The sequence below is a fragment of the Nocardioides albidus genome (assembly GCF_006335005.1).
In the GTDB taxonomy this organism is placed as follows: domain Bacteria; phylum Actinomycetota; class Actinomycetes; order Propionibacteriales; family Nocardioidaceae; genus Nocardioides; species Nocardioides albidus.
In genome coordinates, this window is sequence record NZ_VDMP01000020.1 from 196,751 (window position 1) to 211,510 (window position 14,760).

At 73.5% G+C, this 14,760-nt stretch carries 16 protein-coding genes; 12 read left to right on the plus strand and 4 right to left on the minus strand.

What is annotated here, in order from left to right:
• Positions 1 to 202: 202 nt before the first annotated feature.
• Positions 203 to 721, minus strand: a complete 519-nt coding sequence (locus FHP29_RS07650) for a VOC family protein (protein ID WP_139622258.1) — start codon at positions 719 to 721, stop codon at positions 203 to 205.
• Positions 722 to 834: 113 nt separating this feature from the next.
• Positions 835 to 1,020 carry a 50S ribosomal protein L28 gene (rpmB, locus tag FHP29_RS07655; RefSeq protein WP_139622259.1) on the minus strand — a complete coding sequence of 62 codons (186 nt, stop codon included), beginning with the start codon at positions 1,018 to 1,020 and terminating at the stop codon, positions 835 to 837.
• Positions 1,021 to 1,306: 286 nt separating this feature from the next.
• Here rpmB and FHP29_RS07660 point away from each other — a divergent pair, with 286 nt between their 5' ends.
• The 9 genes from FHP29_RS07660 to FHP29_RS07700 all read left to right on the plus strand — a co-directional run bounded on the left by FHP29_RS07660 (position 1,307) and on the right by FHP29_RS07700 (position 10,013).
• Positions 1,307 to 3,055, plus strand: coding sequence for a DAK2 domain-containing protein (locus FHP29_RS07660; RefSeq protein WP_139622260.1), 1,749 nt, complete (start codon positions 1,307 to 1,309; stop codon positions 3,053 to 3,055).
• 25 nt (positions 3,056 to 3,080) lie between these two features.
• Positions 3,081 to 5,333, plus strand: a complete 2,253-nt coding sequence (locus FHP29_RS07665) for an ATP-dependent DNA helicase RecG (protein ID WP_139622261.1) — start codon at positions 3,081 to 3,083, stop codon at positions 5,331 to 5,333.
• A 10-nt stretch (positions 5,334 to 5,343) separates the two neighbouring features.
• On the plus strand, positions 5,344 to 5,952 hold the full coding sequence (gene rsmD, locus FHP29_RS07670; protein ID WP_139622262.1) for a 16S rRNA (guanine(966)-N(2))-methyltransferase RsmD: 609 nt from the start codon (positions 5,344 to 5,346) through the stop codon (positions 5,950 to 5,952).
• Positions 5,949 to 6,434 carry a pantetheine-phosphate adenylyltransferase gene (coaD, locus tag FHP29_RS07675; RefSeq protein WP_139622263.1) on the plus strand — a complete coding sequence of 162 codons (486 nt, stop codon included), beginning with the start codon at positions 5,949 to 5,951 and terminating at the stop codon, positions 6,432 to 6,434. The genes rsmD and coaD overlap by 4 nt, the downstream gene beginning before the upstream one ends.
• Positions 6,435 to 6,524: 90 nt before the next feature.
• Complete coding sequence (locus FHP29_RS07680; RefSeq protein WP_192903989.1) at positions 6,525 to 7,091, plus strand: YceD family protein; 567 nt, start codon at positions 6,525 to 6,527, stop codon at positions 7,089 to 7,091.
• A gap of 42 nt (positions 7,092 to 7,133) precedes the next feature.
• Positions 7,134 to 7,319, plus strand: a complete 186-nt coding sequence (gene rpmF / locus FHP29_RS07685; protein WP_028655951.1) for a 50S ribosomal protein L32 — start codon at positions 7,134 to 7,136, stop codon at positions 7,317 to 7,319.
• On the plus strand, positions 7,261 to 8,082 hold the full coding sequence (gene rnc / locus FHP29_RS07690) for a ribonuclease III (RefSeq protein ID WP_476703661.1): 822 nt from the start codon (positions 7,261 to 7,263) through the stop codon (positions 8,080 to 8,082). Before rpmF ends, rnc begins: the two co-directional genes overlap by 59 nt.
• Positions 8,083 to 8,091: 9 nt before the next feature.
• The gene (gene mutM, locus FHP29_RS07695; RefSeq protein WP_139622267.1) at positions 8,092 to 8,949 is read left to right on the plus strand and encodes a bifunctional DNA-formamidopyrimidine glycosylase/DNA-(apurinic or apyrimidinic site) lyase; all 858 of its coding nucleotides are present in this window, start codon (positions 8,092 to 8,094) and stop codon (positions 8,947 to 8,949) included.
• A 62-nt stretch (positions 8,950 to 9,011) separates the two neighbouring features.
• On the plus strand, positions 9,012 to 10,013 hold the full coding sequence (locus FHP29_RS07700; RefSeq protein ID WP_139622268.1) for an FUSC family protein: 1,002 nt from the start codon (positions 9,012 to 9,014) through the stop codon (positions 10,011 to 10,013).
• Here the strand turns inward: FHP29_RS07700 and FHP29_RS07705 are convergent.
• The gene (locus FHP29_RS07705; RefSeq protein WP_139622269.1) at positions 10,008 to 11,324 is read right to left on the minus strand and encodes a hypothetical protein; all 1,317 of its coding nucleotides are present in this window, start codon (positions 11,322 to 11,324) and stop codon (positions 10,008 to 10,010) included. The genes FHP29_RS07700 and FHP29_RS07705 overlap by 6 nt on opposite strands.
• Before the next feature lie 2 nt (positions 11,325 to 11,326).
• Positions 11,327 to 11,920, minus strand: a complete 594-nt coding sequence (locus FHP29_RS07710) for an RNA polymerase sigma factor (protein ID WP_158296509.1) — start codon at positions 11,918 to 11,920, stop codon at positions 11,327 to 11,329.
• A gap of 207 nt (positions 11,921 to 12,127) precedes the next feature.
• Here FHP29_RS07710 and FHP29_RS07715 point away from each other — a divergent pair, with 207 nt between their 5' ends.
• The 3 genes from FHP29_RS07715 to FHP29_RS07725 all read left to right on the plus strand — a co-directional run bounded on the left by FHP29_RS07715 (position 12,128) and on the right by FHP29_RS07725 (position 14,627).
• A complete protein-coding gene (locus FHP29_RS07715) occupies positions 12,128 to 13,069 on the plus strand; it encodes a calcium-binding protein (protein WP_139622272.1) in 942 nt (313 codons plus the stop codon).
• A 114-nt stretch (positions 13,070 to 13,183) separates the two neighbouring features.
• On the plus strand, positions 13,184 to 14,134 hold the full coding sequence (locus FHP29_RS07720; RefSeq protein ID WP_158296510.1) for a calcium-binding protein: 951 nt from the start codon (positions 13,184 to 13,186) through the stop codon (positions 14,132 to 14,134).
• 298 nt (positions 14,135 to 14,432) lie between these two features.
• Positions 14,433 to 14,627 carry a hypothetical protein gene (locus FHP29_RS07725; protein ID WP_139622274.1) on the plus strand — a complete coding sequence of 65 codons (195 nt, stop codon included), beginning with the start codon at positions 14,433 to 14,435 and terminating at the stop codon, positions 14,625 to 14,627.
• Positions 14,628 to 14,760 lie beyond the last annotated feature (133 nt).

The window sequence follows — 14,760 nt, forward strand, 5'->3', positions numbered from 1 at the left end:
ACCCCACCTCCGCCTGGCGGCAAGACGTTGCGCTGTGGTCTTGGGCCGACCGTGTCGCCCGGTCGGGTGGGGTCGCCAGCCCTCGCTGCGCGCGGGCCACCGCCCCCGCCCGACGCGCTTCGCGCTGGGGCGCCACGCTGCTGGCGGCAAGACGTTGCGTAGTGGTCCTGGGCCGAGCGTGTCGCCCGGCTGCGGGCGCCTCTCAGCGAGCGTCCGGCCGTACCGACCGCGCCCTGATGTCGGCGAACATCGCCTGGAGGTCGGGGGAGATCTCCGCCAGCTCGACGTACGACGCCCCCGCGGTCGACGTGTCGAGGTAGGCGAACCTCATCAGGCCACCGGCCATGGTCCCGGCCTGGACCACCGTGAACCCGTCGCGCTCCGCCCGCGCCAGGGCCTCGTCCATCGAGGGGACCTCGCAGCACACGTGGTGCAGTCCCGGCCCGCGCTCGGCGAGGAACTCGGCGTACATCGACGCCCCGGTCACCGGGCGGATCAGCTCGAGCTGCAGCTCGCCGGCGTAGCTGAGCGAGATGTCGGCGGTGAAGTCGGCCGGCCGCCCGCGCAGGGTGCAGGCGTCCGGGCCGAAGTGGACGCCCGGCATCCGGGTCCAGCCGTGCGCACCCAGTGTGGCGCCCAGGGCCTGCTCGGTGGCGTCGAGATCGTCGGTGACCCATGCCAGCTGGGTCACGGGGCCGAACCCGGTCGTCTGTGTCGCCATCGCCGCAGACTAGAGGAGGTCTCCGGTCGCGCCGCGCCGGGTGAGGCGGCGATGAGAAGACACCGGCCCGCCACGCGATGCGCGGCGGGCCGGTGGGTGCTCGGGAGGTGCGGTCAGCGGGTGACCTTGCCGGCCTTGATGCAGCCGGTGCACACGTTCATCCGCTTCGGGGTGCCGTTGACGACGGCACGCACCCGCTGGATGTTGGGGTTGAAGCGGCGCTTGGTGATCTTGCGCGACCACGGCCGGTTGTTGCCGAAGGTCGGCTTCTTGTCGCAGATGTCGCACACGGCGGCCATGGTTGTCACTCCTGGGAGATCGCGGATCCAAAGTTTCGGGTCGGCCCGTGCACCCGGCAACGAGGGTTGGCCAGGGCGCTTCGGGCAACCGGAAGAGAATAGCCGACCCCGCCGCGCGCGCCGAAATCGGCGAAGCGCATCCCGCCACGACCCCGTGGTCGTCCCCGGGGGTTCTTCGGGTGTCGCGCGCCCCGGGCACGCACCTGGCGGCGTTGGCGTCGCTCGTCGGTTCGGAGCACGGGCCACACCCGAACAACTTCGGGAGATGACCACTAGTGTTGCCCCGATGGACGAGCGGACGGCGCCCGGGGAGGGGCGGAGCGGGATCTCGCTGTCGACCGTGGTCCGGTTCGTCGACATCGCGGTGGACGCCCTCGCCGGCGCCCGCGAGGAGGTCGACGCCCTCAACGTCTATCCCGTGCCCGACGGCGACACCGGCACCAACATGTATCTCACTGTCGTGGCCGCCCGCGACGCGATCCGTGCGGCACTGTCGCAGGACGGCCCCGGCGGCCCCGGCGACCCTGGCGATGCGCCTCTCGCCGCCCTGGCCCGGGGCGCACTCCTCGGCGCGCGCGGCAACTCGGGGGTGATCCTCAGCGAGATGCTCGGCGCCGCCGCTCGGCGGATCGGGGCCTCCCGTCCCGAGGAGCGCAACGCCGTGGTGATGGCCGAGGCGCTCCAGCAGGCGTCGGCCGCGAGCTATGCCGCGGTGGGGGAGCCCGTGGAGGGCACCATGCTGACGGTGATGCGCGCCGCCGCCGAGGCCGGTACGGCGGCAGCGGGGGCGCCCGACGCGCGCAGCAGCGACGTCCTCACCGCCGCCGCCGCGGCCGCCCGCGAGGCGCTCGGCCACACGCCGGAGCAGCTCGACGTGCTCGCCCAGGCCGGGGTGGTCGACGCCGGCGGGCGGGGCCTGTCGGTGATCCTCGACGCGGCCGAGACGGTCCTGACCGGACGCCGGCCGATGCCGGTGACCGCGCCCCTCGGCAGCCACCTGATCCCGGTTCCCCACGTCGAGCCGTCCGGGGACGACCCGGTCGCCGACGGCCCGGCGTACGAGGTGATGTATCTCCTCGACACCGACGAGGAGCATGCCCCGCGCCTGCGTGAGCGGCTCGGCGAGCTCGGCGACTCGGTCGTCGTGGTCGGTCGCGACGGGCTGTGGAACGTCCACGTCCACACCGACGACGTCGGCGCCGCCATCGAGGCCGGCCTCGAGGCCGGGCGCCCGCACCGGATCCGGGTCACCCACTTCGCCGACCAGATCGCTCGGCAGAGCGCCGCGGGCCACCAGGAGTGCGGGCACGCCGCGGCCCCCGCGCAGGACCAGCAGGTCGAGGAGGTCGCGCCGCCGGCCCTCGCCGGCCGCCGGATCGTCGCGGTCGCCGCGGGCCCGGGACTCGCCGAGCTCTTCGAGGAGGCCGGGGCGGAGGTCGTCCTCGGCGGACCCGGACGGCGGCCGTCGACAGGGGAGCTGCTCGAGGCGATCACGGCGTGTGGAGCCCGCGAGGTCGTCGTGCTGCCCAACGACGAGCCGACCATCCGCGCGGCCCTGGCCGCCGCGAGCACCGCGGAGGCCGACCACGGGGCGAGCGGGCTGCGGGTCGCGGTGATCCCGACCCACACCCAGGTCCAGGGCCTGGCGGCGGTCGCCGTGCACGAGCCGGGCCGCGCCTTCGACCAGGACGTCACCGAGATGACGGCCACCGCGCGCCACGTGCGCCACGGCGCGGTCACGATCGCCGCCAAGCAGGCGATGACCATGGCCGGACCCTGCGAGCCCGGCGACGCGCTCGGCGTCATCGCCGGCGACTTCGCCGTCGTGGGCGACGACCTCGGCGCGGTCGCGCTCGTCGTCCTCGACCGGCTGCTCGCCGCCGGCGGTGAGCTCGTCACGATCGTGAGCGGCGCCGACAGCGAGGGGCTGGCCGACCGGGCCACGGCGTGGGTCGAGGAGTTCCACCCCCATGTCGACGTCGTGGTGTACGACGGTGGCCAGGAGCGCTACCCGCTCCTGATGTCCGTCGAATGACCCGAACCGCAGGAGAACACCGCTCGTGGCGATCACCCTCGACTCCCCGCTGACCGCGGTCCTCGGCGCGGCCAAGCCGGCGCAGCGCAAGAAGTTCGAGGACGGGCTCGGCCTGCGCACCGTCGGCGACCTGCTGCGCCACTTCCCCCGCCGCTATCTCGAGACCGGCTCGCTGACCCGGGTCTCGGACCTCCGGATGGGCCAGCTGCTCTGCGTCGTCGGCGAGATCGGCGAGTCGAGGACCCACACCTACGCCGCCCGCCGCACCGGGCGCCGGGCCTACCGTGTCGAGGCCACGCTGCGCACCGGCGGCCCCAGCCTGCGGATGACCTTCTTCGCCAAGAGCCAGCACATGGCCGAGTGGCATGCGCGCCGGGTGGCCGTCGGCAACCGCGGGGTGTTCCTCGGCAAGGCCGACCGGTTCCGGGACCAGTGGCAGCTCACGAACCCGCAGCTGAGCATCTTCGGCATGACGGACGGCGAGGGCGAGGAGGACAGCGCCGTGCAGGAGGTCCTCGAGTTCGGCGCGCTCTACCCGATCTACCCGCTCACGAAGGGCCTGCAGACCTGGGACGTCGCGCGTGCGGTGAAGTTCGCCCGCGAGGTCGTCGGCGAGGTCGCGGAGATCCTGCCGGCGCCCGTTCGTGAGGAGTACGACGTCGCCGCGATCGGGGACGCCTACGCGTGGGTCCACCGGCCCGAGGACCGGGCCCAGGTGGCGCGGGCGCACCACCGGTTCCGCTTCGAGGAGGCGCTGGTCACCCAGCTGGTGCTGGGTCGGCGGCGGCGGGCGCGGCGGGCCGAGGGAGCGACGGCCCGGACCGGGGCAGACGGCGCCCTGCTGCGCGCCTTCGACGCGGGTCTGCCCTTCGACCTCACCGCCGGCCAGGTCGAGGTCGGCGCGGAGATCGAGCGGGACCTCGCCCAGCCGCACCCGATGAACCGGCTCCTGCAGGGCGAGGTGGGCTCCGGCAAGACACTGGTCGCCCTGCGCGCGATGCTGCGGGTGGTCGACTCCGGCGGCCAGGCCGCCCTGCTCGCGCCCACCGAGGTCCTCGCCCAACAGCACTACCGCTCGATCGTCACGATGCTCGGCGAGCTCGCCCTCGGCGGCACGATCTTCGGGGCGGGCGAGGGGACCCGGGTCGAGCTGCTCACGGGCTCCATGACCAAGTCGCAGCGGACCGCGCCGCTCTCGCGGATCGCCAGCGGTGAGGCCGGCATCGTGATCGGCACCCACGCCCTGCTGCAGGACCAGGTCCTCTTCGCCGACCTCGGCCTCGTCGTCGTCGACGAGCAGCACCGCTTCGGCGTCGAGCAGCGCGCGGCACTCACCGACAAGGCGGCCGCGCCGCCGCACCTGCTGGTCATGACCGCGACGCCCATCCCGCGCACGGTCGCGATGACCGTCTTCGGTGACCTGGAGACCTCCACGCTGACCGAGCTGCCCGCCGGACGAGCACCGATCCAGACCAACGTCGTCCCGCTCGCCGAGCAACCGGGCTGGGCGGCGCGCGTGTGGGAGCGGGTGCGCGAGGAGGTCGACAAGGGCCACCAGGTCTACGTCGTGTGTCCCCGGATCGCCGGCGACGAGGCAGAGGCCGGCCAGGTCGACGTCCACGACCTGCCGGACGAGGAGGATCCCGAGGAGGAGCGCCCCCGCCCACCGGCCGCGGCGGTCGAGGAGATCGTCGCCCGGCTGGGCGCCGGGGCGCTGGAGGGGCTGCGGCTCGGGCGCCTGCACGGACGCCTGCCCGCCGACGAGAAGGACGCCACCATGCGCGCCTTCGCCGCCGGCGACATCGACGTACTCGTCTCGACCACCGTGATCGAGGTCGGGGTCGACGTCGCCAACGCCACCGCGATGGTGATCCTCGACGCCGACCACTTCGGCGTCTCCCAGCTCCACCAGCTGCGTGGGCGCGTCGGTCGCGGCGGCCTGCCGGGCCTGTGCCTGCTCCTCAGCCACGCCGAGGCCGGATCGCCCGCGCGGGAGCGCCTGGAGGCGGTCGCCTCCACCACCGACGGCTTCGTGCTCAGCCGCGTCGACCTCGAGATGAGGCGCGAGGGCGACGTCCTGGGCGCCTCCCAGGCCGGTGGCCGCTCGAGCCTGGAGAACCTCCGCGTGCTGCGCGACGAGGACACCATCCTCGCCGCGCGCGCAGCCGCGGAGGGGCTGCTCGACGACGACCCCGATCTCCTCCGCGCGCCCGGGCTCGGCGACGCCGTACGACGGCTCGAGCAGACCCAGCAGGCCGACTTCGTGGACAAGTCATGAGAGAACCCCGATGACCCGCATCATCGCCGGCCGCGCGGGCGGACGCCGGCTGCAGACACCCCAGGGCGACCGGACCCGACCCACCAGCGACCGCGTCCGCGAGGCGCTGTTCTCCGCCCTCGAGGCGTGGGCCGGCTCGCTCCACGACCTGCGCTTCCTCGACCTGTACGCCGGGTCGGGCGCCATCGGGCTCGAGGCCTGGTCGCGCGGCGTCGCTGCGGTGACCCTCGTCGAGTCCGACCGGCGCACCGCCGAGTTGATCCGCGCCAACGCCCGCAGCGTCGGCTGCGACGTCGCCGAGGTGGTGGCGCGCCCCGTGGCGTCGGTCCTGGCCGAGCCCGCGCCGGCGCCGTACGACCTGGTGTTCAGCGACCCGCCGTACCCCCTCGACGAGGTGACGCTCGCCGAGGACCTCGCTCTCCTCGCGACACGGGGATGGCTGGCCGACGGTGCGCTGGTCGTCGTCGAGCGCTCCCGACGCAGCCCGGAGCCGGGGTGGTCGGGGGCGCTGGAACCGCTGCCGGGCAAGCGACGGCTCAAGAAGTACGGCGAGACCAACCTCTGGCTCGCCGAGGTTCCGGAGCGCCCGGGAGACCCCACCGATAGCCTCGCCCCATGACGCGCGCGGTGTGCCCCGGCTCCTTCGACCCGGTGACCAACGGCCATGTCGACATCTTCCGGCGCACCGCGGCGCTCTTCGACGAGCTGGTCGTCGCGACCGGCACCAACATCTCCAAGTCGCGCCTGTTCGACCCCGAGGAGCGCCTCGAGATGCTGCGGGAGGCGTGCGCGGACCTCCCGAACGTCACCGTGATGGGCTTCACCGGCCTGATCGTCGACTTCTGCCGCGAGATCGGCGCCCAGGCCATCGTCAAGGGTCTGCGCGGCGGCAACGACTACGAGTACGAGCTGCCGATGGCACAGATGAACGCTCATCTGACCGGCGTCGAGACGGTCTTCGTGCCGACCACCGCGAGCCTCGGCTACGTCTCGTCCAGCCTGGTCAAGGAGGTCGCCTCGCTCGGCGGCGACGTCTCGGAGCTGGTGCCTCCCGCCGTGCACGCGCGGCTGACCGCGAGGCTCGCCGCCCCCCGCGCCTGACCACCCCGTCGTGGAGGGTGATTTGGTCGCGCTGGTGGCGCGCCACTAACATCGACGTGATCTGTTGTGCCCGGACCTGGAAGTGAACCCCTGAACACCCTGGACCCGAGAGCGCCGCTCGTGCTCGACACTCGCGAGCTCGGCCGCCGCCCGGGGTCCCAGCGTCAGGTGTCGCGGACAGTGCCGGCGCCAGCAGATCTGGGCATCGAAGTCCTCTCCGTCCCCGAGGGCGCGCCGGTCGAGCTCGACCTGCGCCTGGAGGCGGTCATGGAAGGCGTGCTCGTCACCGGGACGGCCTCGGCCGCCCTGGAGGGTGAGTGCGTGCGGTGCCTGGAGCCGATCCACGACGAGATCGAGGTGACGTTCCAGGAGCTGTTCGTCTACGACGACATCCGTGACTCCGAGGGAGCCGAGGAGGACGACGAGGTCAGCATGCTCCAGGACGACCTGCTCGACCTGGAGACCGTGCTGCGGGACGCGGTGGTGCTCGCACTGCCGTTCCAGCCGCTGTGCCAGGACGACTGTCCCGGGTTGTGCCCCGAGTGCGGGGTGCGACTGGCGGACGAGCCGGACCACACGCACGAGGCTGCGATCGACCCACGTTGGAAGGCGCTGACCGCGCTGACCGACGAAGCTCAGCAAGACCCCACGGACTGAAGTGGCGCTCGCCCCGAGCGCACCCGAACCAAGGAGAAGACAGTGGCTGTTCCGAAGCGGAAGATGTCGCGCAGCAACACGCGGCACCGTCGCTCGCAGTGGAAGGCTGTCGCCCCGTCGCTGGTGACCTGCGCCAACCCCGCCTGCGGTGCCAAGCACCTGCCGCACCGTGCCTGCGGCACCTGCGGCCAGTACGGCGCCCGCGCCGACCGTCGCCAGGTCCTCTGACCCTCCGGTCTCCGGACCTGTCGAGTCAGGCTGCGGCATCAACTACGTCGAGCTGCGTCGAGCGCTCGGGGATCCCGACCTGGACCCCGAGCTGCTCGAGCGCGCTCTGACGCATCGCTCCTACGCCTACGAGAACGGTGGTCTTCCGACCAACGAGAGGCTGGAGTTCCTCGGCGACTCGGTGCTCGGCGTCGTGGTGACCGAGACGCTCTACCTGGCCCACCCCGACCTCTCCGAGGGCCGGCTGGCCAAGCTGCGTGCCGCCGTCGTCAACGCCCGCGCCCTGGCCGGCGTCGCCCGTGACATCGGGCTCGGCGCCCACATCAAGCTCGGTCGCGGCGAGGAGGCGACCGGCGGTCGCGACAAGGCCTCGATCCTGTCCGACACCGTCGAGGCCGTCATCGGCGCGATCCACCTCAGCGGCGGCGGCATCGAGGCCTCCGCGGAGGTCGTGCACCTGCTCTTCGACCCGCTCATCAAGGAGGCCTCCGGTCTCGGAGCGGGACTCGACTGGAAGACCTCCCTCCAGGAGCTCGCGGCCGACCAGTCGCTCGGCGTGCCCGAGTACGTCATCGAGGACGACGGTCCCGACCACATGAAGACCTTCACCGCGAAGGTCCGGGTGGGCGAGCAGCTCTACGGCAACGGCACCGGTCGCTCCAAGAAGGAGGCCGAGCAGGGCGCAGCCGAGACGGCGTACGGCGAGATCGCCACCACCCTCGGCCTCGACGCCAACGGCCGTCAGCTCCCCGCCGACCGCTGATCTGCGAGCGTGCCCGAGCTCCCCGAGGTCGAGGTCGTCCGCGCCGGCCTCGAGCGCCACGTCACCGGCGCCACGATCAGCGCGGTCGACGTCCTCCACGAGCGTCCCGTCCGGCGCCACCCCACCGGGCCCGCCGGGTTCGCGGCGGCTCTCACCGGCCGCCGGATCGAGGGCGCCCGTCGCCGCGGCAAGTACCTCTGGCTCCCGCTCGACAACGGCGACGCCGTCCTCGGCCACCTCGGCATGAGCGGCCAGATGCTGGTGCAGCCCGTCGACGCGCCGATCGAGCGCCACCTGCGGGTGCGCCTCGCGCTCACCGGCACCGGCAGCGACATCGAGGGGGGCCGGGAGCTGCGCTTCGTCGACCAGCGGATGTTCGGCGGCCTGTCGGTCTCCGTCGGCGGCGCCGACCTGCCCTCGGAGATCGCGCACATCGCCCGGGACCCGCTCGACCCCGAGTTCGACGACGCCGCCTTCGTCGCCCGGCTCCGGCGGCGTACCTCGGGGGTCAAGCGGCTGCTGCTCGACCAGACCCTGATCTCCGGTGTCGGCAACATCTACGCCGACGAGGCGCTGTGGCGCACCCGGCTCCACGGCGAGCGGCCCGGCAACCGGCTCACCCGCGCCCAGGCCGTCGAGCTGCTCGGCCACGCCCGCGACGTCATGGGCGAGGCCCTGGCCCAGGGCGGGACGTCCTTCGACGCGCTCTACGTCAACGTCAACGGCGAGTCGGGCTATTTCAGCCGAGACCTGGACGTCTATGGTCGCGCTGGGCAGCCTTGCGGCCGGTGCGGGACACCGATCGAACGCGTGTCCTTCATGAATCGCTCATCGCATCTGTGCCCGAAGTGCCAGCGCATGCGGTGATCCGAACTCGGATCGGTGGAGCCGGGGCTGACACCGAGGCGGGACGATCGAACAGGGGTTGCATGGGCGTTCGGAAGGCGCTGATCACTGCCGCGCTTCTCACGCTGGTCCTGGCCGTGGTCTGCCTCCCCGCGATCGCCGTGTCGTTCACGCCTCTCGCGCCTGCGGCGGCCCATGTGCTCGCAGGGATCGGCGTAGGAGTCGTCGCGACGCTCTACGGCGGCCGCGTCGGGGTGGCCGCGACGGTCGCGTCGGCGCTGCTCGTCCTCCTGGCGGCCCAGGTGGGGCACTCCCCGTGGGCGGCTGCCGCGCTCATGACCGGCCTCGGAGCCGGCATCGGGGCGTGCTCGCTGGCAGGATGGCACCCGGCTGCGGTCCAGGCCGGCGCGTGGCCCGCGACCGTCCTCATCGCGCCGCCGCTCCGCGTCGAGGGCGTGGACTGGACCTCCGCGGGAGCCGGCCAGGTCCTGCTGCCCGCTGTCCTCGTGCTCCTCGGCGGCCTGTGGGCCGCGGGGCTCGTCACCGCGCTCGGGACGAGGATCCCCTCTTTCGACGCCGTGCCCCTGGATCGGCTCTCGGCGGCGCTGTACGGCGCGGTCCTCGCGGTGCTGCTGGGACTGACGGCGCTGGTGACGGTGGCGTGGCTCCCGGGCTCGACGGCGGGCTGGGCGCTGCTGACCGTTCTCGTGCTTGTCAGGCCGGGGCTCGCCGAGACCAGGAGGCGCATCCTGGCCCGATCCGGGGGCACGATCGGCGGGGGTCTGTTCGCGGCGGTCGTCGCGTTCCTGGTCCCGATCCCGACGGTCCTGACCGCTGCGGGCGCGGTGGCCATGATCGTGGCTCTGGGCCTGTACGCGAAGGGCGCGAGCTACGCGCTCTACGCCTTCGCGCTGACCGCCGCGATCGTCCTGCTGAGCTCCCCGCGGGGAGACGTCTACGCGATCGATCTGCAGCGAGTGGGCTTCACGCTCGCGATGGCGGTCCTGATCACGGTCCTCGCGGCCGGGTACGAGCCCGTGTTGCGGGCGGTCCTGCGTCGACGATCGACCGGGCCGCGTTCATGAACCGGTCGTCGTACTGCTGCTCGCGGTGCCGGACGGCTCCGCGCTCGGCGAGGTCGAGGGCGTCGGCGTAGGGGTGGGGGTCGCCGTCGGCGGCGCCTTCCGGGGGACCCGTACGGTGATCCACCGGCGCACGGCCGTGTGGGTCGAGGTCCGCAGGATCCTGACCAGGACGCGGACCCGCCCGGGGTAGGACGACAGGTCGTAGCTCGCGCTGCCCTGGTCGTCGAGGCGCCGGATGCCGATGCGCACCACGCGCCCGTCGGCGGTGCGGCGGCTGACCGTGACGGCCTCCCCGGCGCCCGCGCCCACCGCGTGGACGGTGAGGATCGGACCGGCCGCGCTCAGGGTGAGCAGCGGCTGGACCCCGATCCGGCGCTTGCGGGAGGAGAGCACGCGGTCCGGGTCGCCGTCCGCGTCCTCGTCGACGTCCACGGCGAACCGGAAGGTGGTGGTCTCGGTCAGGGGGCCGGTGGCGAAGATGGCCGAGCCGTCCTCGCCGGTGACGGCTGAGGCGGTGCGGGTCCAGCCGTCGGTGCCGCGACGCTGCAGCAGCCACACCTCCGCGCCCTCGACCAGCTCGCCATGGTCGCGCACGATCGCGGTGACGGTCGCATGACCCCCGGTGGTCACCCGCCGCGCGGACGCGGTCGCGCCGACGCGCGTCGGGGTGACCGCGGGGGAAGCGGGGACGTCGGTGGACGGGTCGTCGGACCCCGGACTCGTCGGCCCCGTCGGCCCGGTCGGACCGCCGGGGAAGCCGGAGGCGGTCCCGGCAGCCGGATCCGTCGACGGCGCATCCGTGCCGGTGGCTGCGGAGGTCGCGCTCGTCGGCCCGTCGGACCGCGGGGAGCGCTGGTCACCGGGCCCGGCCGACCGGGTCGGCTGCGGGGGGCGGCGCTCGTCGGCGGACTCGCCGGTCGTCGGATCGGGGTCGGGCGTGGCCGTCGGGCGGGGGGCCTTGGTCCGCGGTGCGACCGGCGGCGCGGGGGGAACGCCCACGGCGCCGAACGTGTCGTGCGCGATCACCTGGACCGGGTGAGGGAGGTGCCGGGTGTAGGCCGCGGCCGCGACCCCGCCGGTCAGGGTGACCGCCGCGAGCAGGGCGGCGCCGCCGACGCCGATCCGGCCCGCGACGCGGCCCCCGAGGGCCGCGCGGCCGCGGACGGCCTCGGTCCGGTGGGCGTCGCGGAAGGCGGCGACGAAGCGCGCCTCGCCGGCGAGCTCGTCGGGGGTGCCCGGCGCGCGCAGCGCCCGCACCAGGTCGGAGTCCGCGAACTCATCCAGGCCGTCGTCGTCGTGCTCGGTGCTCATGCTCACCCCCTCGCCGCTCGGGCCCGGTGCGTCCGGGCCAGCTTCTTCAACGCTCGGTGGACGTTGACCGCCACCGTGCCGGGCTTCTTGCCGACGATGGCCGCGACCTCGGCCACCGAGAGTCCCGCCACCACCCGCAACATCACCATCTCGGCCTGGGGTCCCGGCAGGCTGGCCACCAGGCGGACGGCCGCCTCCGTGTCGACCCGTTCGAGCGCGGCCGCCTCGGCGCTGGGCGCCGTACCGATGTCCACGACCTCGGCGGTCGGCGTGCTGGGCCGTGCGGCGCGGGCGCGGCCCGCGTCGATCGCCCGGTGCCGCCCCAGCGTGAACACCCAGGCACGGAACTCGGCCGGCCCGCCGGAGAACCGGCCGAGGTCGCGTACGACGTGCAGCCAGGTCTCGGCGGCGATGTCCTCGGCGGTGTCTCGGTCACGCACCCTCAGGTAGCGCAGCAGGGGCGGATGCAGCAGGCGCCAGACCTCGCCGAACGCGTCCTCGTCGCCCTCGAGGGCCCGGGCCAGCGGCTCGCCGAGCGGGTCGGCGGCACGCTGGGGCGTGGGCGTGGTCAGGACGTCTCCTCGCTCGGCGGTCACGGCACGGAGGGTGGGGAGGTCCGGGAGGTCCCCGAGCGCACCCACCGCCATCGATCCTGACACACCCCAGTGAGCGGACCGGGCAGCCGATCGATTACAGCCCGCCCCCGTGTCCCGACCTCCCTCCGCACCGGGCTGTGTGTAATCCCGGGCCCGCGGGCACCGCTCAGGTAGGTGTCAGGTCCTCTTCGCGAAGGAGCACGAGCCATGAACCGATCTCGGGCCAGTGGTGTGGCCATCGTCACGACCGGTGTGCTGTGGGCCGCGGTCCTCGTCTCCCAGCCAGCGGGCGCCGCGGCACCCCCCGAGTGCGGCGGAAGGACCGCCACCGTCGTCGGCACCGACGGCGACGACGTCCTGAGCGGCACGAGCGGTGACGACGTCGCGTTCCTCGGCCGGGGCAGCGACCGGTTCGACGGTCTCGGCGGCAACGACGTCGTGTGCGGGGGAGACGGCAACGACGTCGTCCTGGCCGGCGACGGCAACGACGTGGTCAACGGCGGTGACGGAGCGGACTGGGTGGACTCGGGAGCCGGCGACGACAAGGTCGCCGTGCTCGCCGGCGCCGACGTGGTCCTCGGCGGCGACGGCGCCGACACGATCACGGTGCACGTCCCGGTCGCGGACGTGCACGCCGGCGCGGGCAACGACATCGCCTTCGCCAACTGGCTGACCACGCCCCTGCGGATGAACGCCGGCGACGACACGGTCGTCTTCCACCGCACCTCCGGCGAGCTCCGCGGCGGCAAGGGCGACGACGTGCTGCTGGCCGGCACCGCCGAGCCGGGAGCGAAGAACGGCCCGAACCTCAACGCCGGCACCACCTCCCTCGCACGCGGCGGCTCGGGCGACGACACGTTCAGCCTGGTCGCCCAGGCGGCGCCGGCGCGGATCGACGCGGCGCTCGGCCTGGCGACCTGGCAGGGCAACGCCGCCCGTCTCAAGGGCATCCAGACCTACGTCGGCGGACTCGGCAACGACGTCCTGCTCGGCAGCGACCGCGGCGAGACCATCCGCGGCAAGTCCGGCGACGACGTCGTCCGCGGGCGTGCCGGGAACGACCGCCTGCGGGGCGGCCCGGGAACCGACGTCGTGTACGGCGGCGCGGGTCGTGACGACTGCACCGGCGAGGCGCGCCACTCCTGCTGATCGGCCCGTTCCGTGCCGGACCAGTTCCGGGATCCGGGCCGGATCTGTAATGGCCCACCACTTCGATCCGCTGTGGTGGGTGTCATGTTCGACGACATCCAAGGAGTACGAACCATGCACACCAACCTTCGGCGCACCGCTGGCGCCCTGGCCCTCGTGACGGGTGGCGCCCTCGGGGTCACCACCCTCGTCTCCGCGTCGGCGTACGCCGCCGACCCGGCGATGTGCAACGGCAAGGCCGTCACCATCGTCGGCACGACCGCCGACGACGTCCTCACCGGCACCGCCGGCGACGACGTCGTCTTCCTCGACAAGGGCAACGACCGGTTCGACGGCCTCGCCGGCAACGACACCGTGTGCGGCGGCGACGGCAACGACGTCGTCCTCGGCGGCGCGGGCAACGACTGGATCGACGGCGAGGCGGGCGACGACTCCGTCGACGCCGGCGTGGGCGACGACAAGATCAACGTCCTCGACGGCAAGGACTCGGTCTACGCCAACGAGGGTGACGACGCTCTCGTCGTCACGGTGCCCGTCGCCGACATCGCCACCGGCGCCGGCGACGACATCGCCCGGGTGTCGTTCGTGACGAGCACGGTCAGGATGAACGGCGGCGACGACACGGTGGTCTACGACCGCACCTCCGGCGAGCTGCGCGGGGGCAAGGGCCAGGACGCCTTCCTCGTGGCCACCCCGGCGACCACGCCGGCGACGCCCGGCCTCAACACCGTCGCGACCTCCCTGCTCAAGGGTGGCTCCGGCGTGGACACCGCCACCTTCGCTCCGCTCTCGACGCCCGTGCGTCTCGACGTGGCGGCCGGCACGGCCACCTGGGAGGGCGGAAACAGCGTCAAGCTGAGGGGCTTCCAGGCCTACACCGGCGGCACCGGCAACGACACCCTGCTCGGCAGCGACCGCCCGGAGACCATCCGCGGCAAGGCCGGCGACGACGTGGTCCGCGGCCGCGGAGGCAACGACCTGCTGCGCGGCGGCGGCGGCACCGACGTCGTCTACGGCGGCGCGGGCCGCGACAACTGCACCGGCGAGGTCAAGCACAGCTGCTGACCCGCCGGCGCCTCGATCCGTGGATGCCAACGGTCCAAGCAGCATCCCGGAGCATCCACGGATCGAGCCCGAAGCGTGCCGGGAGGGCCCGGTCTCCGGGCCTTCCCCGTTGCGGGGACCGCGTCCCTCCCGGCACTTCCCAGCCGCTCCCTCCGGCGCGGTCCCAGGCGCGGTCCGAGGTGGCACTCCGGGTGCGATTCGGGTGCACGCGCAGGTTTGACCCCGCCGTCTCGAAGTGGGACTCTTGGAGACGGCCCCCCACGGGCTGACCCCCTGTCGAACCGGAAGGCTCAACTTCATGGCCAAGGCGCTGATCGGACACCTGAACAGCGACCTCCGCGACCCCCGAACCGCTCTCGAGAACGCTCGTCTGCGCAACCGGGTCGCTGAGCTGGAGTCCCTCGTCCTCCGTCTCTCCGAGGAGAACGACAAGCTGATGTCGGCCCGCGCGGCCGAGATCCTGACCGGTGACGCGGAGATGCAGCCGGCCTGACCAGGACTCCGACGACGCGGCCGCGTCGTCGCCCCAGGTGCACCACCTCACGGACCACCCTCGCCGTACGGGCGACGGTGGTCCGACGCATTTTTGGGGCCGAGCGTGTCGCCCGATCGGCGGCGGCGGACGG